The organism is Aneurinibacillus sp. REN35, from assembly GCF_041379945.2.
GTDB lineage: Bacteria > Bacillota > Bacilli > Aneurinibacillales > Aneurinibacillaceae > Aneurinibacillus.
Genome location: NZ_JBFTXJ020000013.1, coordinates 38,480 through 61,485 on the forward strand (window position 1 = coordinate 38,480; position 23,006 = coordinate 61,485).

Consider the following 23,006-nt stretch of genomic DNA (forward strand, 5'->3'; position numbering starts at 1 on the left):
AAAGATGGGCAGCTTACTCGGTTGCGAACCTGCGCCCATCTTTTTCACACTTGCGTATATGTTATTTGCTATCGGTACGGTTCCGCCATTGCAACGTTAGCTCATTTTCTTTATCATCCACTATCAATACTGCTCCGTCCATAATCTCCCCGCCAATCAACGCCCTTGCAATCATTGTCTCAAGATGTCGCTGCAAAAAGCGGCGCAGCGGGCGCGCTCCATATACCGGATCATACCCTTCTCTGGCAATATGCTCTTTGGCTGCGTTCGTAAGCTCTAATTCAATGCTGCGTTCTGCTAATCGCTTCTTCAAATCAATCGCAAGCAGCTCAACAATCTGCCCGATTTCAGCAGCAGTCAACGGCTTAAATAGCACAATATCATCCACCCGATTCAAAAACTCCGGGCGGAAATTCAGGGACAACTCATTCATGACCTGTTCACGCGCCGCTTCCTTGATCTCTCCATCTGATGTAATTCCATCAAGCAAAAAGCTTGAACCAATGTTGGACGTCATAATAATAACCGTATTCTTAAAATCAACAGTCCGTCCCTGCGAGTCCGTAATGCGACCATCATCAAGCACTTGAAGCAGTACATTGAATACATCATGGTGCGCTTTCTCGATTTCATCAAACAAGATTACTGAATATGGCTTACGCCGTACCGCTTCAGTAAGCTGGCCGCCTTCTTCGAACCCAACATAGCCCGGAGGCGCACCGATCAGACGGGATACACTGTGCTTCTCCATATACTCACTCATATCAATACGTACAATATTTTCTTCCGTATCAAATAAGGTTTCCGCTAATGTCTTGGCAAGCTCGGTTTTTCCAACACCGGTAGGGCCAAGGAAAATAAACGAACCAATTGGCCGGCGGGGATCTTTAATACCGGCACGCGCGCGAATAATGGCATCTGCTACACTGTTGACCGCTTCCTCCTGCCCGATCACGCGCTGATGCAGAATTCGATCCAGCTTCAGCAATTTTTCTCTTTCACCTTCTACCAGCTTAGCCAGAGGGATACCTGTCCAGCGCGAGATAATACGGGTAATTTCTTCTTCTGTTACCTCTTCACGCAGCAGCGATTCTTCCCCTTTGCGATCGTTCTGCTTCGCTTCTTCCTCCTGCAGTTTCCGCTCCGCTTCCGGCAGTCTGCCATACTTAAGTTCAGCGGCTTTGTTTAAGTCATAGTCACGCTCCGCCTGGGCAATCGCTTGATGAATCGATTCAATCTCCTCGCGCAGCTTCTGAATAGTAGTAAGCGCCTGCTTCTCGCTCTCCCATTGCGCTTTCATGGAAGCTGCGCTTTCCCTCCGCTCCGCAAGCTCCTTCTGCAGCTGCATGAGCCTCTCACGACTCGCCGGATCGGTTTCTTTTTTGAGAGCCGCCTCTTCAATCTCAAGCTGCATCACGCGCCGTGCTACCTCATCAAGTTCCGCGGGCATCGAGTCAATCTCGGTACGAATCATTGCGCATGCTTCATCCACCAGATCAATCGCCTTATCGGGCAAGAAGCGGTCCGTAATATAGCGGTGCGATAATACTGCGGCTGTAACAAGCGCATTGTCATGGATTTTCACACCATGAAATACTTCAAAGCGTTCACGCAGACCGCGCAGAATTGAGACTGTATCTTCAACCGTCGGCTCATCTGCAACCACAGTCTGAAATCTACGCTCTAATGCAGCGTCTTTTTCGATGTATTTACGGTATTCATCCAATGTCGTAGCACCGATACAGTGCAGCTCGCCGCGCGCAAGCATTGGCTTTAAGAGATTGCCTGCATCCATCGCTCCTTCCGTCCGTCCAGCCCCTACAATCGTATGAATCTCATCAATAAAAAGCAGGATTTTCCCTTCACTGCGCTTAATCTCCTGCAGCACCGCTTTTAGGCGTTCCTCAAATTCCCCTCTATATTTGGCACCTGCAATCAAAGCGCCCATATCCAATGCAAAAATATGCTTATCACGCAGGCCTTCCGGCACATCCCCTCGTACAATCCGATGCGCAAGCCCTTCTACAATCGCCGTCTTGCCTACGCCAGGCTCCCCAATCAATACCGGATTATTTTTTGTCTTGCGCGACAAAATCCGGATCACATGACGAATTTCTCCATCGCGTCCGATAACCGGATCAAGCTTATTGCGGCGCGCTTCCTCTACGAGGTCATGGCCATATTTCTCCAACGCCTCATATGTTACTTCAGGCGTTGTGCTGGTAACCCGCTGATTGCCGCGCACTTCATTCATCGCTGCAAGAAATGTCGGCCGCGTAATTCCTTCATTCGTAAGCAGGTTCCGCAACATGTCTATCTTCTGCACCTCATCTATAATGCCAAGAAAAAGATGTTCAACAGAGATGTATTCATCCTGCATCGCCTTCGCTTCATCTTCCGCTTTCAGTAAAATGTTATTTACGCTTGCACTAATGTAAATTTTCCCTGCTTCCCGCCCCGTACCGGATACACGGGGCTTTTGTTCCAACCTTGTTTCGATTTTTTGAAGCAAATTGTCAACCGATGCATTCATTTTGCGAAGCAATCGCGGCAGCAATCCCTCATGCTGCGTCAGCAGTGCCAGCAGCAGGTGTTCCGTCTCTACTTCTGGATTTCCGTATCGCAGGGCTTTCGTCTCCGCCTGCTGGATTGCTTCAAGCGATTTTTGTGTAAAACGGTTCATGTCCATCCTGATTGTGCCTCCTTTTCGATTCGCTTTTCTTTTTCTCAAGCTACTATATAGAACATTCTATATTATACCCTTCTGCTTTAGGGTAAGAGTACATGTATTCTATCTTTGTAGAAAGGGAGGACGTATAATGAGCCTTCAAGCACTCGTCATCAACTGCACATTGAAAAAAAGCCCGGAAGAGTCGAATACAGAAGCTCTTATCCAGGATGTTGTTTCAATTTTTAACGAACAGGAAGATATCAGTACGGAAATCATCCGCGCAGTCGATTACAATATCGCATTCGGTATGTCACCGGATGAAGGCGATGGAGATCAGTGGCCCGATATTTTTGAGAAGGTACGGGCTGCTGATATTTTACTTATTGGTACACCAATCTGGCTGGGTGAGAAGAGCAGTGTAGCAACTCAGGTAATCGAGCGGCTGTATGCATGCAGTTCCATGACCAATGAGAAGGGACAGTATCTATACTATAATAAGGTCGGCGGTGTCATCGTCACAGGAAATGAGGACGGGGCTAAGGAAGCCTCCCGCTCCGTATTGTACGCACTCTCACATATCGGATTTACGCTCCCGCCTAATGTCGATACGTATTGGGTGGGTGAAGCAGGTCCTGGCCCTTCGTATATTGAAGCACATGGGGAACGCAACGATTTCACCCGTCAGCATGGACGCATCATGGCATATAACCTCATGCATTTCGCAAGACTTTTGCGCAATAATCCGATTCCCGCCCAGGGAAATGTGGTAGAGTAAAAGATAACTTATCCTCACATACTACCTATGATGTGAGAGCACACAGGAGGGATAGGATGGATAAGGAAAAGAAAGGCACACCGACTACGCTGAAAGAATTAGAAGAAAAGCGCCACATGCAAAAAGAGCCGCCCAGCACACCGGAGAACAACCGGGAGATGAAGGAGTTAGGTGAACTCAAAGAAGAGATGGTGCAGGATGAACCGTAAATGAATACACATAACGACCTCGCGGGCAGCCCAGCGAGGTCGTTTTTTCGTTTATTTACTATTAACGGCCGTGCAAAGGCTATCAATTCCAAATGTTCCGAATTCTATGCCTGTGCCTGTAATTTCTTTTCGAGTATCAGACAAAATTTTCATTGCATTCTTTTTTGAGATGCAAGCAGTCTTGATTGCCTCTGCCCGTCTTTGATTTACTTTCTGTACAGTTTGTGTTGCAGTCTGATTAAGCTTATTTTGTGTATTTTGCCTAATCTTCGCAAAGGTTTTATACAGGTTTGTGATATTACCGCCGTTACGCTCAAAATAATGAAGCGTTAAGCCGCTTCTATATAATTCTCCATAGTAACGATCCAATGCAAGCCCGCTCCTGTAGACTTCTCCATAGTAACGATCCATCGCAAGTCCGTATCTGTATATCTCTCCGTAATAGCGATCAAAAGAAAGCCCGTATCTATGTATTTCTCCATAGTATCGGTCCATTGCGAGTCCATTTCTATTAATCTCTCCGTAGTATGCATCTGCCGCCCTTGAATCGTATTGCTTCTCCACGATTCGATAATCAGCCCTTGCCTTCTGCATAAGCTGCTGGTAATCGCTCTGAACCAGTGCAGTAAGTTCCCGATAATTTGTCTCTGATTGCTGCTTGTAGCGTTGGTAATCACTCTTGACTTTGGCTGCATATGCCTGATAATCAGCCTTCACCTTTGCAACAGCCCGACTCTTAGCAGATGGAGCTGCCTGTGCGGGTGTGATCAGCAGCGAGCTTTGCAGGACGGCAAAACAAAGAAGAAGCGTACATAAAGCTCCTGCTGTTTTTTTACTTAAAAATCTGTTCACCTACTCCATTCCTCCTTTTCTTACTCCCGTACCAATTGTTAGTATCAAATACCAAAATAATACATACACCTCTTTTTTACACTGTTTACCTATATTTGTATATAGATCGTTAGTTTTACAGTTTTTGTATGATAATACTGAACGTATGTAAAATATGTACGCTCCTTTGTTTTCCACTCTTTTGGACTACATCTTTATAATTAATGAAATTTCAAAGAGTCTTATCTAGTCGATTTTTACCATGGATGAAAGTGTAAATTTTGCAGTTGTCATCTACAAAAAAACAAGATAGATTTGTTAGAGATTAACAAGCAAGGGAATGAATATATTGAGTGCCGTATGTATGTCTGAGATTGAGGATATGAAACATCTATTAATAGAAGTAGCAGAAAAATACGACTTTGATTTTCAGCACCCTGATGTGATTATGGTAAGTCAAGAACTTGACCTTTTAATTATAGAGGCTATGAAGGCATGATAATGATTCAGTCGGGCCTTCATAACCTCTATCGGTAACCACGTATATACAAAGGAACCTTTTTGTTTTATCGTTCTTGCTTCGGGGTAATTATATTACTACCTAGTTGTCTTACATAGGGATTGCATCCCGCTTATGAATCTCCCCTCTTCGCTCCTTCCTTATGGAAGGAGTTTTTTTATCCGCTACTGCATTCCGCCAGCCTGCTCTACAATATGCAATGCCTGATGATGTTTTGCCTCATCCACGACTACCGTCAACAGAATGTCGCGGCCGGTTATATCGTCCTGTCCTCCATCACTCATACCACTTGCACTTACATCCGCTGCCAGAAGTACACCAGCCCCTCGATTCGTAATATCAGCATCCAGCACAGTGCTCGCCAAGGAAGGGAGGTCTCCGCTCAATGTGTTGATCATCTGATCTGTACCCTGCCCAGCATATCTAGAAATGCGATCGATAGACTGATCAATAACGCCAAGCTCGGTTAACCTTCTTGCTGCTTCTTCTGCTTCTTCCGGACTTTTGAAGTAAGCCAATATATTCTTTTCCGCCATGATATATTCCCTCCTTTTACCTTAGTGTTAGAAAAGAAAAGCTTTTTATACAGCCTCCACTGATCACATTTTGCATGTATAAATACTTAATCTTTTTCTATCCTAATACAATACAAACAAGCAAAGGAGACAGCATAATTATGAAAGAGAAAAACAATCCTGAACTGGAAATACTGGGAACACATCAAGCTGCTTTAACCGATTCCTTTGAAACCATCGAAACAGCACAGCCACAGCATATTGATCCTCCCAAAACAGGCCCTGGTGTCTATGACGGGCGGCGCATAAACGAAGAGAAGTCGTAATACTGCGTTGATTACGAAAAAAGGAGCCGCCCATACATACAGTAGGGAAGCTCCTTTTTTGTTCAATCCTCATCCCCCTCTCTACTTCTCCTCCTCTTTATCTGCTATGATATTAGTTGTTAAATTCAATATGAGGGTGATTTCCTTGACCACTGAGATAAAAGAAGACGAGAGTTATGATCTAACCATTGTGTATGACTATAAAGAACACCCAGATGTTGTTAGCGGGCGTTGCGATCATTGTGGCACTGCCCATTTTAAAAGTTCTGTGAAGGACACCATTTTTATTAGAGAATGCAGAAAGTGCGGCATGAAAAAAAGTATTTAGCCCTAGAAACTGCAAAAATCGGGGCATGAACCATTGCTGCTATTATTTGTAGACGTATAAAATTATGCAGAGGGGCAGCCATACAATGGAAAACAACGGCCTTATCGAACATAAAGTTGGAAACTCAACCTTCGGATGGGATACTGAAAAGGGAAAATTTTATTTTGATGGTGCAGAATGTGTTCTATTCTGGATCGATTCCGCTTTTAAAATGTTGATGGATGCGATTGAGGAAATATCAGGTCATGATTCGGCTGTATTAGTTCTCGAAACAGCAGGCTATCGTATGGGGGAAGTCGTGGCTAGCTATTACTCACGCATCGGTGACATCGCACAAGTACTGAATGATCTGCCTGTCATTTACGGTTCAGCCGGCTGGGGGAAAATCGAGATTCCTTACTATAGCTTACAAGAAAAAAAAGCAGTGGTAAGGCTAAGGGATAGTTGGGAATATGTCATTAATAAAGAACAGCAAAAAGCACGGGCCGGCTCTTTTTTACCCGGACACTGGGCAGGCACCTTTACCGGCTTATTTAAGGAAAATATGTGGTATCGGATTACCAAAAGTCAAATTTCCGGTGATGACTATGATGAATTCGAATTCTTCGCCTCCCCCATCACGCCAAATCAAAACATCCACGATCTTATTCGTCAAAATGAAAAACAAAAAATTAATGTCTTAGAGAAAATAGTGGCCGAGCGCACCAAGGAATTGGAAATACTGGTTCAAGATTTGGCTGTGCCTGTCATTCCGGTTTTGGAAAACATTATCGTTATCCCTCTTATGGCTAAATATGATGCCAAACGTGCCGAAGAACTGATGGAAAAAGCGCTCTACGGGATTAAACAATACGAGGCAAAGTACTTATTGCTTGATTTAACCGGCTTAAAGCATGTAGATGACTATACCGTTCAGCTTTTACATAAGTTAGTACAAGCTACAAGATTGCTGGGCAGCACCTGTATTCTCGTCGGCATTTCTGCCTCTTTAAGCCAACATATTATCCAGGCCAACTATAACGTCGATGATATTGTGACATTCTCTACCCTGCAAAACGGTATCTACTATGCTCTAGCCCAAGAGGATATGCATATTCTAAGCAAGAAATAAGATCAATATCTTTAGCACCGTACATCTCAAAAGGAAGACTGGGCATAATCGCCGGGTCTTCTTTAACTCGCTCTCTTTTCTTTTACTGGTCGCATGGCTAACACATTCTCAGCAGAGAAATATCGTGTTGCCTTTCGTGTAAAGCAGTACGCCCGGACTCTTCCGTTCTTTACGGACAGCAGCCGGATCTTTCTCTGACTCAACTCTCCGTTTCGGTCTACATAGATAATCTCCACTGTTTTTCCTAGATGCGTGAAAAAGTTCATCACTCACATCGCCTCTTCTCGATGAATGTTCCCATAACCGCTCCGCTGTACATACTCTGGCTTACGATTTCCTTTCCGCCAGTAACCTTTTACAATAAGATCATTTGTTCTTGTTTTATATTATAACAGAACACTAGTTCCTATTCAATTAGGAGGAGAGAAAACAATATTAATTCATGTTAGTTTTGCTGATAAGCCAGAAGAGGCCGAATGAAAGGGTACTATTCTTTTTCCTTACTTTTTGGCTAATCAACACTTACACCTTGATAGGTTTTAATTTATACATTCCTACCAACATACAAATGACACTTATCGCCCATAATACGCCTGCTGTTGCTATTTTTGAAGAGGTATTCTCAGATAACATAGTATGATTTGAGCTATTTATAACTGATAACCATAAGGCGATACTCAATGACAGAAAAAGTTATGCCTCCGCTGCTACTTAATAAATAAAAGTATATAGCTGGTGAAAACTACAGTTGTGAAATCATCGTCCCAATGTATTTTCTCTAATCGCATCCTTCTCTATCTTTCCATATAAAAAAACCCGAATAAGGGACTTTTTTCAAAGCGTCCATCATCCAGGTTATAGTTCAATCTAAAGAACATTCCTTTTTATTGAGCTTGAGTGTTTGTTTTCTTTGCAGTATTTCCTTCTTCGTAAATAACTACCGCTTTCGTTTCAGGTTCATATTGTACATTCGCGCCAAAGGCCTCGCTAATAAAACGAACAGGAACCAGGGTTCGTCCGTTAACTATTTCAGCTGGAACATCAAGCGTAACTTTCTGATTGTTCACATGTGCAGTCGTATTTCCCAAACGAAGTTTTATTTCCACTCCATTTTTTGTAACCGTGACAGATTGCTCCTCCGCATTCCACACTACGGTTGCATCCAAGGATTCAGAAATAGCTCGGAACGGAATCAACGTACGTCCTTCCTTAATTACAGGAGGCACATCAACCGTTAGTTGTTCACCGTTAACGAAAGCACGCATTCCCGTTTCACCGATTTTCCCGTACATTTTACCTAACTTCTTATAGGATTCTAAGTTCCTGATATTTTCTTTAACTACTTCCTTTTGAATGGCTATCGCTTCGTTAATTTCGCCTGATTCTTCATAAACATCCGCTAGCTCTTCAAGATATTCTTCAATATTTTCTAGTGATTCTTTCTGTTTTTTAATCTGTTCTCTCAAAGTTTGTATATTCTTTTTAAACTCTTCTTTAGATTGATTACCAAAACCTTTTGAAGATTGATCCTTCAGTTCTTGTAAAGATTTTTTCAATTCTTTCTCTAGTGTATTTTTGTGATCGTCTTTGTCGTCATCATCTTTGTCGTCATCATCTTTGTCGTCGTCTTTGTCATCATCATCAACTTCATCTTTATCATATCGCTGGTAGTCCTTACCTTTTTCACTTTGACTTTTCGGGCTGCTGCTTTCATTAGCTAAGGCCTGTGATGCATCTAATACGAAAGGTGACGCACTTAACGCAAAAACTAAAGATAGTGACACAATTTCTTTCTTCATTACGATTCCCCTCTCCATAATAAAAAGCTTATTCGATTGCCGAATAAGCCTATGCTGTCATATAGGTATCCGGTAACTGGCTGGCATCGTCTGAGACATTAGCCCCTGTAGCTTTGCGTCCCCATCTTTCAATGGGTTTGCCTTTATCGAATGAAGTTATTTTTCAAAATAATACTATGTTTTTACATTTTTTTCACAGGCAAAAAGTAATGAATCATTTGTCTATTTGTTCATTTTTTTACTTTGCTTTAAATCGCACGTCTCCACACTAGAAGCATACGCTGTACATCTCAAATCTAATCGGTATACAGAAAACAAAGATAAAACCCGGCACTCAGCCGGGTCTCTTTTTTCTTTTACTGACCACCTCTTACTAACAAATAAGATTTGACTCTTTTATATAAAGGAAATGGCACATTTCAGTTATAGGTCATCAGATTTTGCATCTGTAGCAATTAAGAATACAAGACTTTTTTGATTGCTGGATTTCACAGTTGTTATATGTGCCGCCATCAAAATGTCTCCAATTTTCTCAAAACCATACTGTGATATGAGTAACTCACTGATTTTTTTGTTTATATCATCCCCTCCAACTCCCAGAGCAGAAGCTACGATTTTTGCTCCTTTAATGGCCTCTTCGATTGTTTTATCTGTTAATTCACCTGAAAAGTATGTACCAACGCCTATGATTGATACTTTATTTTTCTTATTAGGGATAATAACAAATTTTTGTTTCGTATTTATTGCTAAGGAATAGGAACCGAATTTTCCTTCCTCATCATTTTTTAATGGTTCCGTTTCCATTCTCCAGCGCTGATCTTAGGAAATGCATTCTTTTCCTTGTAATGTGACGATGGATCAGAAAGTCTTTTTTTAATTTCATCTACCGAATATTTAAACCCTGCTTGATGTAATGTAGTCTCGCTAACTGAAACTGGTTTTCCTTGTTCTTGGGCATGTACAACATCTTTTGGATTGAAGCTAGTAAAAATAATCATGCATACTACTAGGCTAAATAAGTACACGTATTTTTTCATATTATTCCTCCTTACAAGCATACTTGATAGTCTGATTATTTTTACTATATTTTACACCAAATACTTACAATTAATGTAATTTTCCCAGAATAAAAAGCCCTCTCATCTAAAATTTCCTACATATGGTATAATACTTTCGTTACTTAATTTGATATGGTTTCTCAACGATGGACGGCTCACTCCCTGTAAGAAAGGGGGTAAGCTTATGACGGTATTCGAAGCACTGATACTATAAAGTCGAGATCAATTTGGGGAACATCCGAAAATTGTTTCCGAGCGCCCTTAAAAAATCGCTTTAGTATACTAAAGGCGGTCAAAATGTGGTCAAACGGGGCTTTTCAACAATGTTTACCCAACAAAAAAACAAAAAACCCCTTGTATCTCAAGGGATTTTAAACACGTACCTCTTCGCACTGGGAGCATACGCCGTAAATCTCAAATTTATGCCCGGTAATCGTAAAGTCGTCCGGCTCGCCGAACATCTCATCTAGTGGACACGACGTAATATGACGCGTCTTGCCACAAGATAGGCAGATCAAATGATGATGGTGATCGCCTGTCGAGCAGCGAAAACGATACTTCCGCTCGCCGCCAAGCTCTGTTACTTCAAGAATGTCCAGTTCGGTAAACAATGTCAGGTTCCGGTACACCGTATCAAAGCTCAACGCCGGGTATTCTGTCTGCATGTAGGCCAGAATATCCCGGGCTGACAAGTACCGCTTCTCTTTGGCGAAAATGCGAATGATCTCTTCGCGCTTTCCTGTATATTTATATCCTTGTTCTTTGAGCATCTGCAATGCTTGTTCTACGGTCATCATTTCCACCGCCTTCTTAATTCAATGAATCACGTACCCGCTTGCCAATCAGCACACATATAAGCAGAAAAACAGCAACCAGCACAATCGTTCCGCCTGAAGCCAAATCAAACGTATAAGCAATCATAAGGCCGCTCAGTACGGAGATCTCTCCGAAAATAATAGCATATACAAACGTTTGTCGAAAACTGTTGGCCAACTGAAGAGCGGCTGCAACCGGCAGTGTAATAAGAGCTGACACCAGCAGAATCCCAACGACCTGCATCGAGATGCTGATGACAAGCGCGACGAGTACGCTGAAAACGACATTAATCAAGTTGCGCGGTACACCGGAGATACGGGCGCCTTCCTCATCAAATGACAAATATAATAGCTCTTTATAGAACACCCATACAATCCCGATCACCAACAAACTCGCGACAATAACACGCCATAAGTCTTCTTCTGTGACCGACAGCAGACTGCCGAACAAGTACCCGAATAAATCAACGTTAAAGCCATTTGCCAAACTGATTAATACAACCCCAAGGCCGATTCCCGCAGAGAGAATAATCGGAATGGCCAGTTCTTGATAAAATTTGTATGCCTGTCGCAGCTTATCCACCATGAATGCGCCACCGACCGAGAATACCATGCCGGTATAGATCGGACTCACACTTTGGAAAAACGGTATATACTGCGAGAGTAGAAGGCCTGCCGCTACACCCGACAGCGTAATGTGTGACAGCGCATCGGCAATCAAGGACATTCGCCGCACCACCAAAAACACACCAATCAACGGCGCGACAAAACCAATAATCACCCCCGAAAGCAGGGCGTGCTGCATAAATGTATAATTCATAATCGCTTCTATCATCGTCTACGTAAATCCCTTCTAATGGTCATGATGAAGAATATGTACATCATGGCCGTATGACTTAAGCAAAAGCTCCGGACGTAGCCGCTCAAACTCCTCTGCTCGCCCATGAAAATGAAGCCTATGATTTAAACAGGCAATGGAATGCATCTTCGTACTGACTGCTCCCAAATCGTGAGAAACAAGAATGATTGAGATACGACGCTCTTCATTCAGTTTCTTCAATAATTCATAAAACTGCGCTTCCGATTGCGCATCTACCCCAACAGTCGGCTCGTCTAAAATCAATACATCCGGATCGCTGACAAGCGCGCGTGCGATAAATACCCGCTGCTGCTGTCCTCCGGAGAGACGCCCGATATTCTGATTTTCAAACGCATCCATCCCCACCGTCGCAATCGCTTCCTTCACTCTCTCCTTATCCTTCTTACCAGGACGGCGGAATAAGCCAATCTTCGAGGTCAGTCCCATCATGACCACTTCAAAGACCGTAGCAGGAAAGCCGGTATTAAAGCTGTTCGCCTTCTGTGATACATAACCGATACGCGGCCATTGCATAAACTTGTGCAGCGGCTTTCCAAACCAGTTGACCTGCCCTTTCTGTGCAGGAAGCGCGCCAAGAATGATTTTAAGCAAAGTAGACTTGCCAGATCCGTTCGGTCCAACAAGCCCCATCATCTCACCTTGGTGCAACTGAAAGGAAATATCTTCGAGGACATGCTTATTCCCATAGCGATGGGAGACATGCTGTACATCTAAAATGATGTCGCTCATTGTACTTCTAGCACCTTCTTCAATGTAGTTAGATTTTCCTTCATCATATCCAGATACGTCTTACCTGCGCCAAACTGCTCCTTCGTCAGGTTCTCTAACGTATACAGTGTAACTGCTTGTGCACCCGTCTCACGCTGTACGGTCTTGGCAACCTTATTTTCTACAAGACCTTCGAATGCTACGTAGTTAATAGTATGCTCTTTTGCCGTTTCAATCAATTGCTGCAGTTGCTGCTGTGTCGGTTCCTGAGAAGGAGAAATACCTGATACGGCGATCTGCTCCAAACCATAACGTTCAGCCAAATACGTAAATGCTTGGTGAGAGACAATGAATTCTTTCTTCTTCGCTTTTGCTACCGCGTCTGTATACTCCTGATCCAACGCATCCAACTGCTGCGTCAGCTTATTATAATTGGCTTCATAATCGGCCTTATGCGCCGGGTCTACCTCCACTAGAGCCGTTTTGATATTACCTGCTTGCTGCTTAGCAAGCTGCGGGTTCAGCCAGACATGAGGATCGTAGCCGCCGTGGCTATGCTGCTCTTCAACCTCTGGGGCTTCCCCTTCATGCCCATGATCATCGTGTCCTTTTGCTTCGACCAGCTTCACACCCTGGCTCGCATCCACGGCCTTTGTTTTTTGTGGATCAAGATTTTTGGTCATGTTATCAATCCATGCTTCATAGCCGGCTCCGTTATAGATGAACAGCTTGGCTTCATTCACTTTTCCAATATCTTTAGCGGAAGGTTCATAATCATGCGCTTCTGCACCGGCTGGCAGCAGACTGTTCACATCAACATGCTCACCGCCAATCGCGCGTGCAAAATCATATAAAGGAAATAATGTAGTATAAATCTGCAGCTTCCCGCCTGCCGCATTTTCTGTCTGTTGTTCCGTCTGCCCGCAGCCGGCCAAGAATACGGAAAGTGCAATGCTTAGCGTCAACATTGCATATATGATTCTGTGGTATCCCTTCACTCTCTTTCCCCCATCCTGCAAATAAGATCGTTTCCGATTTGTCCGAAAATCAGTATAACGGAATGATCCCGATTTGTAAACAGGGAAAACACTGTGAGCCTTTGACTTACTCTCTCCCCTGCTGTTCATGAGTGGAAAAAGCGTAGGCGGCGAGTTCTCTGTATCGTTCATGCTCCGTAAGCAGCTGTTCATGCGTGCCGCTTCCTGTCACCCGTCCCTGCTCCAATACAATGATGCGATCCGCATGCCTGACGGTAGAGAGACGATGTGCGATCACAAGCGTAGTCCGTCCCTGCATCAGCTGGTTCAGCGCCTGCTGAACAGCCATTTCCGATGCGCTGTCCAAATTCGATGTCGCTTCATCCAGCATCAAAATATTCGGATTGCGCAAAATCGCCCGCGCAATGGCAAGGCGCTGGCGCTGTCCGCCCGATAGCTTAATGCCCCGCTCGCCAATATCCGTATCGTATCCATCGGGCAGCTCCTGAATAAAATCGGCGGCAAAGGCCTGGCGTGCAGCATGCTCCATCTCCTCCTGCTCTACGTCGCGCTCCATCCCATAGCAAATGTTTTCCCTGACCGTTCCGGCGATCAGCGGACTTTCTTGGGAGACATAGCCGATCTGATCGCGCCACGAGGCCAGCGTATAGTCATCGATGCGCTCTTCCCCCAGATAGATAGCACCGGATGTCGGCTCATAAAACCGTTCCAGCAGAGCGAACAGCGTTGTTTTGCCGCTTCCGCTCGGTCCTACAATCGCGGTCATGGAGCCGGGCTCAACCGTAAACGATACGTCATGCAGTACCCTCTCTCCCTGTCTATAGCCAAAGCTTACATGCTCAATGCGGATCGGCTGGCGGGGGTTTTCCACGCGGCGCTTGTCCTGCGTATCCTCCTCTTCGTGCTGCAATAAAGCAATCACTCGCTCTGTTGCTCCCATAGCCTTCTGCATGCTCGTGAAAAAACGGGCCAAGGAGCTAAAGGGAAGAATGATCTGGAATAAATACAGCAAAAATGCCACCAACTCACCCGCTGTCAGCGCGCCTGTGGATACCCGTACGCCTCCATATCCGACGACCAGCACCAGCACGCCCATTAACACGAGTGTCATGAGCGGCGCGAGAATCGCATGAATTTTTGCCTCCTTCATACTGTATGCAAACAGGGTGGCGATACGTTTCTGTCCGCTGCCTGCTTCCACCGCTTCCGCACCGGACAGCTTGACGAGACGAATCTCGGCAAGCACCTGTGTCAGAAGTGAAGAGAATGTCGCCGTCTCATCCTGCAGATTTTTTGATACGGTATACATTTTCTTTCCCATTGGACGAATGATCAAGCTGACGATCGGAATAACAAGCAGAAGCACCAGTGTCATCTGCCAGTCGAGATAGAACAGAATGCCGATCGCTCCGATAATCGAAACAATGCTGGAGAAAAATGAAATCAGGTGGTTGGCGATCAAATCCTTGATTACCCCGGTGTCATTGACAATCCGGCTCATCGTGTCGCCTGTCCGGGTGTGGTCAAAGTAGGTGATCGGGAGGCGCAGCACCTTCTTCCATAATTGAGTGCGCATATTGGCTACCACCGTTTGTCCGACATAGGATAGCATATACAGCGACAGGCCGGAAGCAAGCGCCTGGACAATAAATGCGCCGATTAGCAGCGGAAGGATCGGGCTGCTCCAGCTTAACTGGCTGAGACCATCTACCAGATTCTTCGTAACGAATGGAACCACCAGACCGGCCGCGGTTTCAACCAAGCTGATCAGCAATGCAAATCCGATCAGCCATTTCGGTGGGTTGCTTCTCTGCAGCAGTGTCCAGAATGCCCGCCAGTCGATGGCCGGGGGATGTTGCTGTTCCGTTTCCTCCATGATAGCTCCCTCCCTTCTTTCTTCATACTCATTCGTGTATACGCACAATCTCCTATCATGACATCACTTTCTCCATGAAAAAACCAGTCCGAATGTGTTGGACTGGCCGGTTCGTACGTGCAGGCCGATTAGTCGTGCCATTTCACAATATCATCAAAGGGCAGAAAGCTCCGCTCGCCAGGCTGTTCATCCGGCTCGCCAAACGGCATCTGCGCCACAAGACTCCAATCGTTTGGGATGTCCCATTTCCGCTTTACTTCTTCATCTATCAGCGGATTATAATGCTGTAGAGATGCACCTATGCCTTCCGCTGCAAAGGAAAGCCAGACCGCGTACTGAAGAATTCCGCTCCCCTGTTCAGACCAATTAGCGAAATGCTGCTTATAAAGCGGTGCTTGTTGCTCCAGATGACGTACGGTTTCTTGATTCTCAAAGAACAAAATGGTGCCTACACCCTCTCGAAAGCCCTGCAGCTTATCTTCGGTAGGCTTGAAATCTTCGGCAGCGATATTGGGGCGTAGTGTTTCTTTGACGATGTCCCAGAATTCCTCATGATGATTTTCTAAGAGTACGGTCATGCGACCGCTCTGCATATTGAATGCACTCGGAGCATGCAGGGACAGCTTTAGGATATTCTCTATCTTGTCTTTCGTAATGCGTTCATTTTTTTTCACTTTGCGAATGGAGCGCCGTTCTTTGATAGCATCCTGCAGACTTTTCGCTTCAACTGACATACATACCAATCCTTCCTTTTTGTAAGTAGGTATCCTTTATAATGTGCCTCACATACTTTTACCAATATACAAAACAGCATAAACAATAGCTTGTATGCTCAGGGTGCAGACAGAAAAGAAGCACGCGGCGAGCGTGCTTCGATTGTACGCTATAGCAGGGCTTACGAACGGACGATGCCCTCTTTTAGAAGATACAGCGCGTTCTTTACTTTTCCGAACTCCGAAGCATGCGGCCGATCTCCATCATCTTTATAGCCATAATCCACCATGCGGTTTCGATTCAGGCACAGCTTCGTAAGCTCCGGCTTGAATAAGTCAAAGAGCGCAAAGCGCTCGGCAAGCTGCGGAAACTTCTTCTGATAGGCCAGAATCTCATCAGCGAGTTGACCCCAGAATTTCTTTTCATCCATAAGCGCGTGATTGACCATAAGATTAGAGAGATAGCGCAGGTGACAAATGAACAGCCCCGTAAAAATGAACTGTGTCAGCCCCTCTGGCGGCTCACTGCGCAGCACGGCTTTGAGATCATCGGTTAGACCCGCAAGCTCGGGCAGCGGCTGATCACTAATGTTCACATCATCAACAAAATCTTTGATTGCTAAACGGTGTGGTGCATACTCCTTTAACACAAGTATCGTATTCTGCCCGTGTGGGGAAAATACGGTTCCATATTGGTATAAGTAATGCAGTAGAGGCGGCAGCACCACAGAGAAGAATTGCTGCATCCACTGCTCCGCAGATAAGCCGGAGCGCTCTATTAAGCTTTGTACGAACGGTTTACCATTCTTATCCGTATGCAGAAGCGCCGCCAGGGTAATCGGATGCTCTCCTTCTTCAAGATACGTATAGATGCTCTCCCGCCAGATTACACCCAGCATCTCCAAATATTGATAGGGCGCATTCTCAAGCTTTGCATAATTATGGTGGTCGCAATTGATGCTCGCAATCTCACCCGGCAGAATTACTCGACATTCATCCCGCAGAAACGAATCGTGATCCTGGATGCCTTTAATGTATTGCGTAATTTTCGGTGCGATCAAGGTTCGCTCCGCCGGCAGCCCCCGATATACTAGCGTATTCAAAATACTCATTGGCAGCTTCACATGGTGCTTCGCCTTATGTGTCATGTTGACAAAGGTACGAATGGATTGCTGCGGCAGGTACCAATCCGGTCCATCCCCTAATGGAATGATGCTTCCATAAGCCAGATCCTCGGCAAAATTTTGGATCAGCACATTTTTCCACTGCCATTCATGGACAGGCATAAAGTAATAATCTGCCGCCTCATATCCTTTTTCCTCAATAAAGGAAACAAAACGCTTCTTCGTTTCGTCATCAAGTTCATGCGCGAGCAATCCCTCCACATCCAACCCCTCAACGGATTGGAAAGTAGCTCGTTCTTTATGTACGGCAATCCATGATAGCTGTACTTCCTTTTGCTGCTCCGGCGCAAATGCTAGATAATCGTCGTATCCAAATCCGATTCTTCCTTTGTTGTAGGTAATCCATGGATGGCCGCTCATCTCCCCTTCAAGCAATGCATAGTCGAGATCAACTAATTCATCCGATGTTTTAGCGTCTTTGGCCATGATATGAACATCGGCAAGCAGCGTATGATTCAGTTCTTTGATGAGATGCCCTGCCGTCTCCGCAGACATACCGATGAGCGGTTGAATATCGAGCAGGAATTCGATTGCACTCTGCGCTTCGCTCCACTCTCCCTGCCGCAGGACTTCAATCGAATCATTGCATACATCATAACTATCAAATAACCGTTCCGCTGCACGGAATCTGTAGCTTTTAGTGTCAGATATGCGCACTTCGTATTGATTGCCTTCATCCTTTTGATCCACTAATTCCGGCACAAGCATATCCTCATACATATACTCGGCAAGCATCTTTGCTAATAGCTCCCGGTTTGCTTTTCTCCATGCGGCTTCCTTTACTATCCTTTGCGTTTCATGTATATATAACATCGTTGCCCTCCTTTAGTTTTAAATTTTGTGCACAGTCCTTTTTCTGTAGCTGGTTATTGTAACAACGAAAAGATGCACCACAAATATGACACCCGCCGCGATAAACGGAGAGACAATCGAATAGTCTTCTACAAGCGCAAGCGCACTTAATGGTGCCAGCAGCAATCCGATGTTCTGAAAAGAGGATAAAACGCTGTAATCAGAATGAACATTGCGGCTCCGCTCAAACAAGTACATATCCAGACTTGCTTGGCATACAGCTAACGTAAAGCCGAATAGGCACCTTGCCAGTATAAGCACCCAAAGATTTGAAGCCACGCCTTGCAGAACCAAGCTGATAAGAAGAAGCAGACCCGACATTTTATATAACGATAAGATTCTCTGCGAACTGCACTTTTTCATGACCGGCAATGCCGCAACCGCCATCAGACTTGGGATCAAGAACAGCAGACTGCTGCCAATGATAGTCGTATGGTATGTCTCTTCTGTGAACACCGTAAAGAAGGGACGGATGATATTTACCGCATAATGCAGCGTAAAGATAAGCAAAGCCATTTTCGCCAAAAACCGAATATCGACCCGATTCTTTAGCATCGTATCCGCTTCTGCAGGTATAGAATTGTCTATTATCGCTACTCTGCGCAACACGAAGAAACAGACTGCCGCCTGCAGGAAATCAAGCAAGGCGATCCACCAAAACACCTGCAGCGGATTTGCAAGGCCGATTACCCAGCCGCTCATCACAGTAGCGGCAATGATCGCCGTCTGAATCACCGCATGATACACTCCCGTCACATTCTTCTTCTCTTGTCCTGCAGCCTGAATCATAATTGTATACAGCAGAAGATAACTGCTTTTAAAAATCAGCAACAAAACAGAAAAAGCCAGAAACTGATAGGCATTAGCAGACAGAGCCATAAGCACGCAAGAAATAGCGGTCCCAACCTGTCCTATCAGTAACAACCACCTGCTGTCCACCTTTCTAGACACAAGCCCCCAGATAGGAGAAGCGATGACGACTGTCAATCTGCAGGCAAAAATATAAAATCCGGTAAACCCAAAATCCTCTACGCCGAATACCTTCCGAAAAAACTGCGGATAAAAAGGAGACAGAAGCACCTCCGTAAACATAAACAAAAACACGCAAGTGAATAGGACAGGAAAAACTATGCGTTGATGAGTGCGCATTCCTTCGCTAACCCGAACGTCTGGAAGACGTTACGTTGATGAATCGGATATACCTCTCTCCCCGCCAGAGTGTTGATAATAACAGCATTTCGATACGCCCCCAGTCCAAGGTCGGGTGCGCCCACACCATGGGTATGCAATTCACCGTTTTGTACGAAGATTTCACTTGGTGTATCGATTCGCCTCTTCATTTTGTAATCTCTCGTCACTCTGTACCGCCCCTTCTCATCCCACTCAATCAAGTGGGCAATGTCTGAAAGAAAGCTTGGCACTGTCGGTGTATATCCTGTTCCTAGAATGACAATCTCCGAATCGTGATCAAACATCTCCTCCTTCACCCACTGCGTGCAGCGCAGCGTCCACCCATCAGTACGCCTGTCTATGTCGCCTACCTCTGTCATGGATTGAAGGCGGATCGCAGGTGTTTCGTTTGCGATGGAACGGTGGTACAACAGGTCATAAATCTCGCCAATCGTTTCTGCGCTAATGCCTTTATAGAGCAGATCCTGCTGCGGAAGCAGCGCATCCTTCTTGCTCTGAGATAAGCTGTAGAAGAAATCAATATAATCCGGAGAGAAGTATTCCAGCCCTAGCTTCGAATATTCCATTGGGAAGAAACCCTTCGATCTTGTAAACCAGCTCAATTCAAAATTGTGATCGGCCTGCTCTTTTGCCAAATCATAAAAAATCTCGGCCGCGCTTTGCCCCGATCCGATGACCGTGATGGATTTGGCTTGTAGAGCGCGATTCTTTTGGCTCAAATACTGAGAGGAATGAAAGAGCGTATCCCCTATCTTACTCTGCAAACCCTCCGGGACGGCAGGGCTTGTTCCGATGCCGAGCACCAGATGTCTACTGACGAAGCTTGAGGTTGATTGTGTCCGCATGTCTCGTACATGTACCTCATAAAGCGCCTCGCCACCTGCTTCAATTGGTGTCACCTTTATCACTTCTTTTCCGAAGCGGCAGGAAGCAAGCTGTTCGGCTGTCCATCGACAATAATGATTGTATTCCTGTCTTGGAACTTTGAACTTCTCTAGAAAATAGTAATGATACAGTCTGTTGTGACGCTGCAAATAATGAAGAAAACTGTATTTACTCGTTACATCCGCCATGCTGACAAGGTCAGCCAGAAACGGGACCTGCAGCGTAGTACCCTCGATAAGCATGCCCGGATGCCAATCAAATGCCTCCTTCTTCTCAAAGAACAGAGCATCAATCTCAGGTACTTTATCGAGCAAAGCGGCCAATCCCAAGTTAAACGGACCGATACCAATCCCAATTATATCTACTACTCTATCAGGCTCTCTGCTTGTCACTGACATGCTGCCACTTCCTTTCAAAATTCTCCCGATGACAAAACATAAGCAGTCCGGTTTTGTCGGGAAGCTCTACCGGCTTTACAGGCTCAAATCCGCATGTTTCAAATACATGAATCATTTTTTCGTTACGGATATCAGGTTCTGCGATTACTTTTTTTGTCCGTAACGTCGTGAATTGAAACCGAACCATCGCACGCAGCAGCGGAAGAGCATAGCCCCGTCCTAAAAATTCCGGTTCGCCGATTAATAGATGAATGCCCTGATCATACGGTTCATGCGCATAACACGTCTCTATTACGTCTCCCTTCACCCAATACGACTCCCAATAACTCATCGCAACACCCTCAATGAAGCCTAGATACAGCGTCTGATGCGGATCATTCAACGCTTTGTGCAGGTGCTCACTGAACCGATCAAGCGGCATATTAAGGTTCCAGAACGGAATCACATGCGCCTGCTGCATCCAGCGATGAATAAGAGGTAGGTCCTGTTCATACTGTACTTGCGCAAAAGAAATAGACTGCCCAATTTCTTCATCGAACTGCACGTACCTACTTTTCATGCATAACACCAACCTTCTGCAGCAAAGGATTTTGAACGAACGTATATACAGACTGCGATTCAAGCGAACCTACCAACTCATCCATATCATGAAACCTTGTCAGAAGATTCGCTTTGCACGGCAGCTTCTCCTCATGCAGTAAGCTGTGCAGCAGGGTAGAGGCATCTCCATTTTGCTGGTTATGATGCATAAGCCTTTCTTTTAATGCGTCAAGCAGCTTCTCTTCGTTAATCAATCCCGCTGTGCCAAAACCATTTATCAGTCCAAATAAATGATTAAAGAAGAAATAATAGCGCAGCCGCTCTTCTGCTACGTCATCAGCACAAATGGTACTGCTCTTTTGATTCAATCCCGGCAATAATTCGGCCAGCCTATCCGCTTTCGATTCACAGTAATAATAGCCCTGGTTATCCCGATAATAGAATCTATCCGGATAGCCGTCTTTTAGCGTGATAATGGAATTCTGCTGATGCGCTTCTAGTGCAATCGCATATTCTTCGTACAGCCAGAGGATCGGATCAAGCGTAACGGACAAGTATTTTTCAAACCACGCTAGGCTTACTTCTTCTGTCGTTCGTCCTTCTCTTGCGGCAATATTTTTAACAATGGAGCCTAACCGGGAGTCTCCTCCATAGGCATGATCTTGAACTAACCCTGCAATCAAGCTTGCATTTTCCGTATTTTCATAGAATGGATTCTCCCGTATTACTACTTCGAATCCCGATTCTTCTCCCTCTAGGTCAAGATTGACATAAGCAGGATCTTGAATGATGCGGAAGTTCTTGTGTACCTCCTCCATTCGACTGCCAATTTCAGTTCCGAGGAGACGTGAGACTTCTACACCCCGGTCGAGTTCCTTGCGCTTATTTATCCGCAGGGAGTTGGTAATTTTAATCGGGATGGAGAACTTATACATATATCTCGCATGATTGCCGTATACCGTACGCATGGAAGACGTTGCCGTAAACGGGCTGCCTACCGGACCAAGATATTCAAGCATTCCCTTGGTCAAGAGTTCTTGTACATCCTCTCTCTCAAGTACTATGCTCACTTGAAGAGGATGCACTGGAAGAAGGACGAACGTATCGGGCTGACAATACGATGCTATGAATGCAGGCCCCGTTGCAGGGTCGTTTTGCAACTCTTCCTTTATTATGCGGGCGGCCGTTCTCGCTTCGCTCGAATCCTGCAGCACGATGGATGTATGCGCCCGGAAATAATGCAACTGGAATTCCCCTTGTAACTCCGGAGAGAACATCCCCTCCTCTTCTTCCGTAATCCCCTGCTTGCTTTTCGGTGTGGGGTGCAGCAGATGGCCAAGAAGCAGCGATTGCTCTGCTTCAATGAATGTGAAATCGGGCCTTGCAAGAGCGGCCGCATCTCCCGCTCTGTCTTCCATATAGCGCCGTATATTCCGGCAGCTTAAGATAACACGTAGCATGAATTCATCTTCAGCATCCTGTCGCCCCTGTGCAAGTAAAAGCTCTTTTGCGATAAGTGAGACAAGCGTAACGTAATCAGCCTGCTGTGGAACGGGCATCTCTTTCGTCTGATAATAGATGGGGAATGAAAACAGGTGCCTGCCTGTCATCGACCAATACCGCACGGGCAGGATGACTTCTAATCGCTGTGCAGACAGCGGGCAAACGAGCACCGCTTCGATCGGGTCAATATGATTCTCCATTAGCGCAGCGTCTAATCTTTCGAGCGGATGCTTTGTATACCTGGCTGTCTCGCGTATATAGCAGTTCATAAAACTTTGCATGGTCGCCTTCTCTGCGATTTCCTTCATATGCTTCAATGG

Annotated in this window: 24 protein-coding genes and 1 riboswitch; of the genes, 6 read left to right on the forward strand and 18 right to left on the reverse strand. The window is 45.3% G+C overall.

Going from position 1 to position 23,006, the window contains the following annotated elements:
- Positions 1–61 precede the first annotated feature (61 nt).
- Positions 62–2,689: an ATP-dependent chaperone ClpB gene (clpB, locus tag AB3351_RS19050; protein ID WP_371148746.1), complete on the reverse strand. Its 2,628-nt coding sequence runs from the start codon at positions 2,687–2,689 to the stop codon at positions 62–64.
- Positions 2,690–2,819: 130 nt separating this feature from the next.
- Here clpB and AB3351_RS19055 point away from each other — a divergent pair, with 130 nt between their 5' ends.
- Both AB3351_RS19055 and AB3351_RS19060 read left to right on the forward strand, forming a co-directional pair.
- A complete protein-coding gene (locus tag AB3351_RS19055) occupies positions 2,820–3,446 on the forward strand; it encodes a flavodoxin family protein (RefSeq protein WP_371148747.1) in 627 nt (208 codons plus the stop codon).
- A gap of 56 nt (positions 3,447–3,502) precedes the next feature.
- Positions 3,503–3,655 carry a hypothetical protein gene (locus AB3351_RS19060; RefSeq protein WP_371148748.1) on the forward strand — a complete coding sequence of 51 codons (153 nt, stop codon included), beginning with the start codon at positions 3,503–3,505 and terminating at the stop codon, positions 3,653–3,655.
- Positions 3,656–3,706: 51 nt separating this feature from the next.
- Here the strand turns inward: AB3351_RS19060 and AB3351_RS19065 are convergent, their stop codons facing one another.
- The gene (locus AB3351_RS19065; protein ID WP_371148749.1) at positions 3,707–4,507 is read right to left on the reverse strand and encodes a hypothetical protein; all 801 of its coding nucleotides are present in this window, start codon (positions 4,505–4,507) and stop codon (positions 3,707–3,709) included.
- Between the two features lie 343 nt (positions 4,508–4,850).
- On the opposite strand from AB3351_RS19065, the gene AB3351_RS19070 reads away from it, so the two are divergent.
- The gene (locus tag AB3351_RS19070) at positions 4,851–4,985 is read left to right on the forward strand and encodes an aspartyl-phosphate phosphatase Spo0E family protein (RefSeq protein ID WP_371148750.1); all 135 of its coding nucleotides are present in this window, start codon (positions 4,851–4,853) and stop codon (positions 4,983–4,985) included.
- Between the two features lie 185 nt (positions 4,986–5,170).
- Here the strand turns inward: AB3351_RS19070 and AB3351_RS19075 are convergent, their stop codons facing one another.
- Positions 5,171–5,542, reverse strand: a complete 372-nt coding sequence (locus tag AB3351_RS19075) for a hypothetical protein (protein WP_371148751.1) — start codon at positions 5,540–5,542, stop codon at positions 5,171–5,173.
- Between the two features lie 140 nt (positions 5,543–5,682).
- Here AB3351_RS19075 and AB3351_RS19080 point away from each other — a divergent pair, with 140 nt between their 5' ends.
- From AB3351_RS19080 to AB3351_RS19090, 3 genes are all read left to right on the forward strand, one after another.
- Positions 5,683–5,847, forward strand: a complete 165-nt coding sequence (locus tag AB3351_RS19080) for a hypothetical protein (protein WP_371148752.1) — start codon at positions 5,683–5,685, stop codon at positions 5,845–5,847.
- A 130-nt stretch (positions 5,848–5,977) separates the two neighbouring features.
- On the forward strand, positions 5,978–6,175 hold the full coding sequence (locus tag AB3351_RS19085) for a hypothetical protein (RefSeq protein WP_371148834.1): 198 nt from the start codon (positions 5,978–5,980) through the stop codon (positions 6,173–6,175).
- Between the two features lie 85 nt (positions 6,176–6,260).
- Positions 6,261–7,286: an STAS domain-containing protein gene (locus tag AB3351_RS19090; RefSeq protein ID WP_371148753.1), complete on the forward strand. Its 1,026-nt coding sequence runs from the start codon at positions 6,261–6,263 to the stop codon at positions 7,284–7,286.
- Positions 7,287–7,348: 62 nt separating this feature from the next.
- Here the strand turns inward: AB3351_RS19090 and AB3351_RS19095 are convergent, their stop codons facing one another.
- The 15 genes from AB3351_RS19095 to AB3351_RS19165 form a co-directional block, all read right to left on the reverse strand.
- Positions 7,349–7,555 carry a hypothetical protein gene (locus AB3351_RS19095; protein ID WP_371148754.1) on the reverse strand — a complete coding sequence of 69 codons (207 nt, stop codon included), beginning with the start codon at positions 7,553–7,555 and terminating at the stop codon, positions 7,349–7,351.
- A 615-nt stretch (positions 7,556–8,170) separates the two neighbouring features.
- Complete coding sequence (locus AB3351_RS19100; RefSeq protein WP_371148755.1) at positions 8,171–9,085, reverse strand: stalk domain-containing protein; 915 nt, start codon at positions 9,083–9,085, stop codon at positions 8,171–8,173.
- Between the two features lie 68 nt (positions 9,086–9,153).
- A riboswitch (cyclic di-GMP riboswitch) is annotated at positions 9,154–9,237 on the reverse strand.
- 271 nt (positions 9,238–9,508) lie between these two features.
- Positions 9,509–9,889 carry a hypothetical protein gene (locus AB3351_RS19105; protein WP_371148756.1) on the reverse strand — a complete coding sequence of 127 codons (381 nt, stop codon included), beginning with the start codon at positions 9,887–9,889 and terminating at the stop codon, positions 9,509–9,511.
- Positions 9,871–10,122: a hypothetical protein gene (locus AB3351_RS19110; RefSeq protein WP_371148757.1), complete on the reverse strand. Its 252-nt coding sequence runs from the start codon at positions 10,120–10,122 to the stop codon at positions 9,871–9,873. Before AB3351_RS19110 ends, AB3351_RS19105 begins: the two co-directional genes overlap by 19 nt.
- 392 nt (positions 10,123–10,514) lie before the next feature.
- Positions 10,515–10,937, reverse strand: coding sequence for a Fur family transcriptional regulator (locus AB3351_RS19115; RefSeq protein WP_371148835.1), 423 nt, complete (start codon positions 10,935–10,937; stop codon positions 10,515–10,517).
- Positions 10,938–10,953: 16 nt separating this feature from the next.
- Complete coding sequence (locus AB3351_RS19120) at positions 10,954–11,793, reverse strand: metal ABC transporter permease (protein ID WP_371148758.1); 840 nt, start codon at positions 11,791–11,793, stop codon at positions 10,954–10,956.
- Between the two features lie 18 nt (positions 11,794–11,811).
- Positions 11,812–12,567: a metal ABC transporter ATP-binding protein gene (locus tag AB3351_RS19125; protein ID WP_371148759.1), complete on the reverse strand. Its 756-nt coding sequence runs from the start codon at positions 12,565–12,567 to the stop codon at positions 11,812–11,814.
- The gene (locus AB3351_RS19130) at positions 12,564–13,544 is read right to left on the reverse strand and encodes a metal ABC transporter substrate-binding protein (protein WP_371148760.1); all 981 of its coding nucleotides are present in this window, start codon (positions 13,542–13,544) and stop codon (positions 12,564–12,566) included. The genes AB3351_RS19125 and AB3351_RS19130 overlap by 4 nt, the downstream gene beginning before the upstream one ends.
- A gap of 106 nt (positions 13,545–13,650) precedes the next feature.
- Positions 13,651–15,420 (reverse strand): ABC transporter ATP-binding protein, encoded by a 1,770-nt coding sequence (locus AB3351_RS19135; protein WP_371148761.1) that lies wholly within the window; start codon positions 15,418–15,420, stop codon positions 13,651–13,653.
- Between the two features lie 128 nt (positions 15,421–15,548).
- Positions 15,549–16,154 (reverse strand): nitroreductase family protein, encoded by a 606-nt coding sequence (locus AB3351_RS19140; protein WP_371148762.1) that lies wholly within the window; start codon positions 16,152–16,154, stop codon positions 15,549–15,551.
- A gap of 161 nt (positions 16,155–16,315) precedes the next feature.
- The gene (locus tag AB3351_RS19145) at positions 16,316–18,130 is read right to left on the reverse strand and encodes an IucA/IucC family protein (protein WP_371148763.1); all 1,815 of its coding nucleotides are present in this window, start codon (positions 18,128–18,130) and stop codon (positions 16,316–16,318) included.
- Between the two features lie 18 nt (positions 18,131–18,148).
- Positions 18,149–19,318, reverse strand: coding sequence for an MFS transporter (locus AB3351_RS19150; protein ID WP_371148764.1), 1,170 nt, complete (start codon positions 19,316–19,318; stop codon positions 18,149–18,151).
- Complete coding sequence (locus AB3351_RS19155; RefSeq protein WP_371148765.1) at positions 19,297–20,643, reverse strand: lysine N(6)-hydroxylase/L-ornithine N(5)-oxygenase family protein; 1,347 nt, start codon at positions 20,641–20,643, stop codon at positions 19,297–19,299. Before AB3351_RS19155 ends, AB3351_RS19150 begins: the two co-directional genes overlap by 22 nt.
- Positions 20,618–21,202 (reverse strand): GNAT family N-acetyltransferase, encoded by a 585-nt coding sequence (locus AB3351_RS19160; protein ID WP_371148766.1) that lies wholly within the window; start codon positions 21,200–21,202, stop codon positions 20,618–20,620. The genes AB3351_RS19155 and AB3351_RS19160 overlap by 26 nt, the downstream gene beginning before the upstream one ends.
- Positions 21,192–23,003, reverse strand: coding sequence for an IucA/IucC family protein (locus AB3351_RS19165; RefSeq protein ID WP_371148767.1), 1,812 nt, complete (start codon positions 23,001–23,003; stop codon positions 21,192–21,194). The genes AB3351_RS19160 and AB3351_RS19165 overlap by 11 nt, the downstream gene beginning before the upstream one ends.
- Positions 23,004–23,006 lie beyond the last annotated feature (3 nt).

Excerpts from the sequence above, each read along its gene's own strand:
- clpB (WP_371148746.1), bottom strand. The coding sequence starts at position 2,689 with ATGGACATGAACCGTTTTACACAAAAATCGCTTGAAGCAATCCAGCAG.
- AB3351_RS19055 (WP_371148747.1), top strand. The coding sequence starts at position 2,820 with ATGAGCCTTCAAGCACTCGTCATCAACTGCACATTGAAAAAAAGCCCG.
- AB3351_RS19060 (WP_371148748.1), top strand. The coding sequence starts at position 3,503 with ATGGATAAGGAAAAGAAAGGCACACCGACTACGCTGAAAGAATTAGAA.
- AB3351_RS19070 (WP_371148750.1), top strand. The coding sequence starts at position 4,851 with ATGTCTGAGATTGAGGATATGAAACATCTATTAATAGAAGTAGCAGAA.
- AB3351_RS19075 (WP_371148751.1), bottom strand. The coding sequence starts at position 5,542 with ATGGCGGAAAAGAATATATTGGCTTACTTCAAAAGTCCGGAAGAAGCA.
- AB3351_RS19080 (WP_371148752.1), top strand. The coding sequence starts at position 5,683 with ATGAAAGAGAAAAACAATCCTGAACTGGAAATACTGGGAACACATCAA.
- AB3351_RS19085 (WP_371148834.1), top strand. The coding sequence starts at position 5,978 with ATGAGGGTGATTTCCTTGACCACTGAGATAAAAGAAGACGAGAGTTAT.
- AB3351_RS19090 (WP_371148753.1), top strand. The coding sequence starts at position 6,261 with ATGGAAAACAACGGCCTTATCGAACATAAAGTTGGAAACTCAACCTTC.
- AB3351_RS19100 (WP_371148755.1), bottom strand. The coding sequence starts at position 9,085 with ATGAAGAAAGAAATTGTGTCACTATCTTTAGTTTTTGCGTTAAGTGCG.
- AB3351_RS19105 (WP_371148756.1), bottom strand. The coding sequence starts at position 9,889 with ATGGAAACGGAACCATTAAAAAATGATGAGGAAGGAAAATTCGGTTCC.
- AB3351_RS19110 (WP_371148757.1), bottom strand. The coding sequence starts at position 10,122 with ATGAAAAAATACGTGTACTTATTTAGCCTAGTAGTATGCATGATTATT.
- AB3351_RS19115 (WP_371148835.1), bottom strand. The coding sequence starts at position 10,937 with ATGACCGTAGAACAAGCATTGCAGATGCTCAAAGAACAAGGATATAAA.
- AB3351_RS19120 (WP_371148758.1), bottom strand. The coding sequence starts at position 11,793 with ATGATAGAAGCGATTATGAATTATACATTTATGCAGCACGCCCTGCTT.
- AB3351_RS19125 (WP_371148759.1), bottom strand. The coding sequence starts at position 12,567 with ATGAGCGACATCATTTTAGATGTACAGCATGTCTCCCATCGCTATGGG.
- AB3351_RS19135 (WP_371148761.1), bottom strand. The coding sequence starts at position 15,420 with ATGGAGGAAACGGAACAGCAACATCCCCCGGCCATCGACTGGCGGGCA.
- AB3351_RS19140 (WP_371148762.1), bottom strand. The coding sequence starts at position 16,154 with ATGTCAGTTGAAGCGAAAAGTCTGCAGGATGCTATCAAAGAACGGCGC.
- AB3351_RS19145 (WP_371148763.1), bottom strand. The coding sequence starts at position 18,130 with ATGTTATATATACATGAAACGCAAAGGATAGTAAAGGAAGCCGCATGG.
- AB3351_RS19150 (WP_371148764.1), bottom strand. The coding sequence starts at position 19,318 with ATGCGCACTCATCAACGCATAGTTTTTCCTGTCCTATTCACTTGCGTG.
- AB3351_RS19155 (WP_371148765.1), bottom strand. The coding sequence starts at position 20,643 with ATGTCAGTGACAAGCAGAGAGCCTGATAGAGTAGTAGATATAATTGGG.
- AB3351_RS19160 (WP_371148766.1), bottom strand. The coding sequence starts at position 21,202 with ATGAAAAGTAGGTACGTGCAGTTCGATGAAGAAATTGGGCAGTCTATT.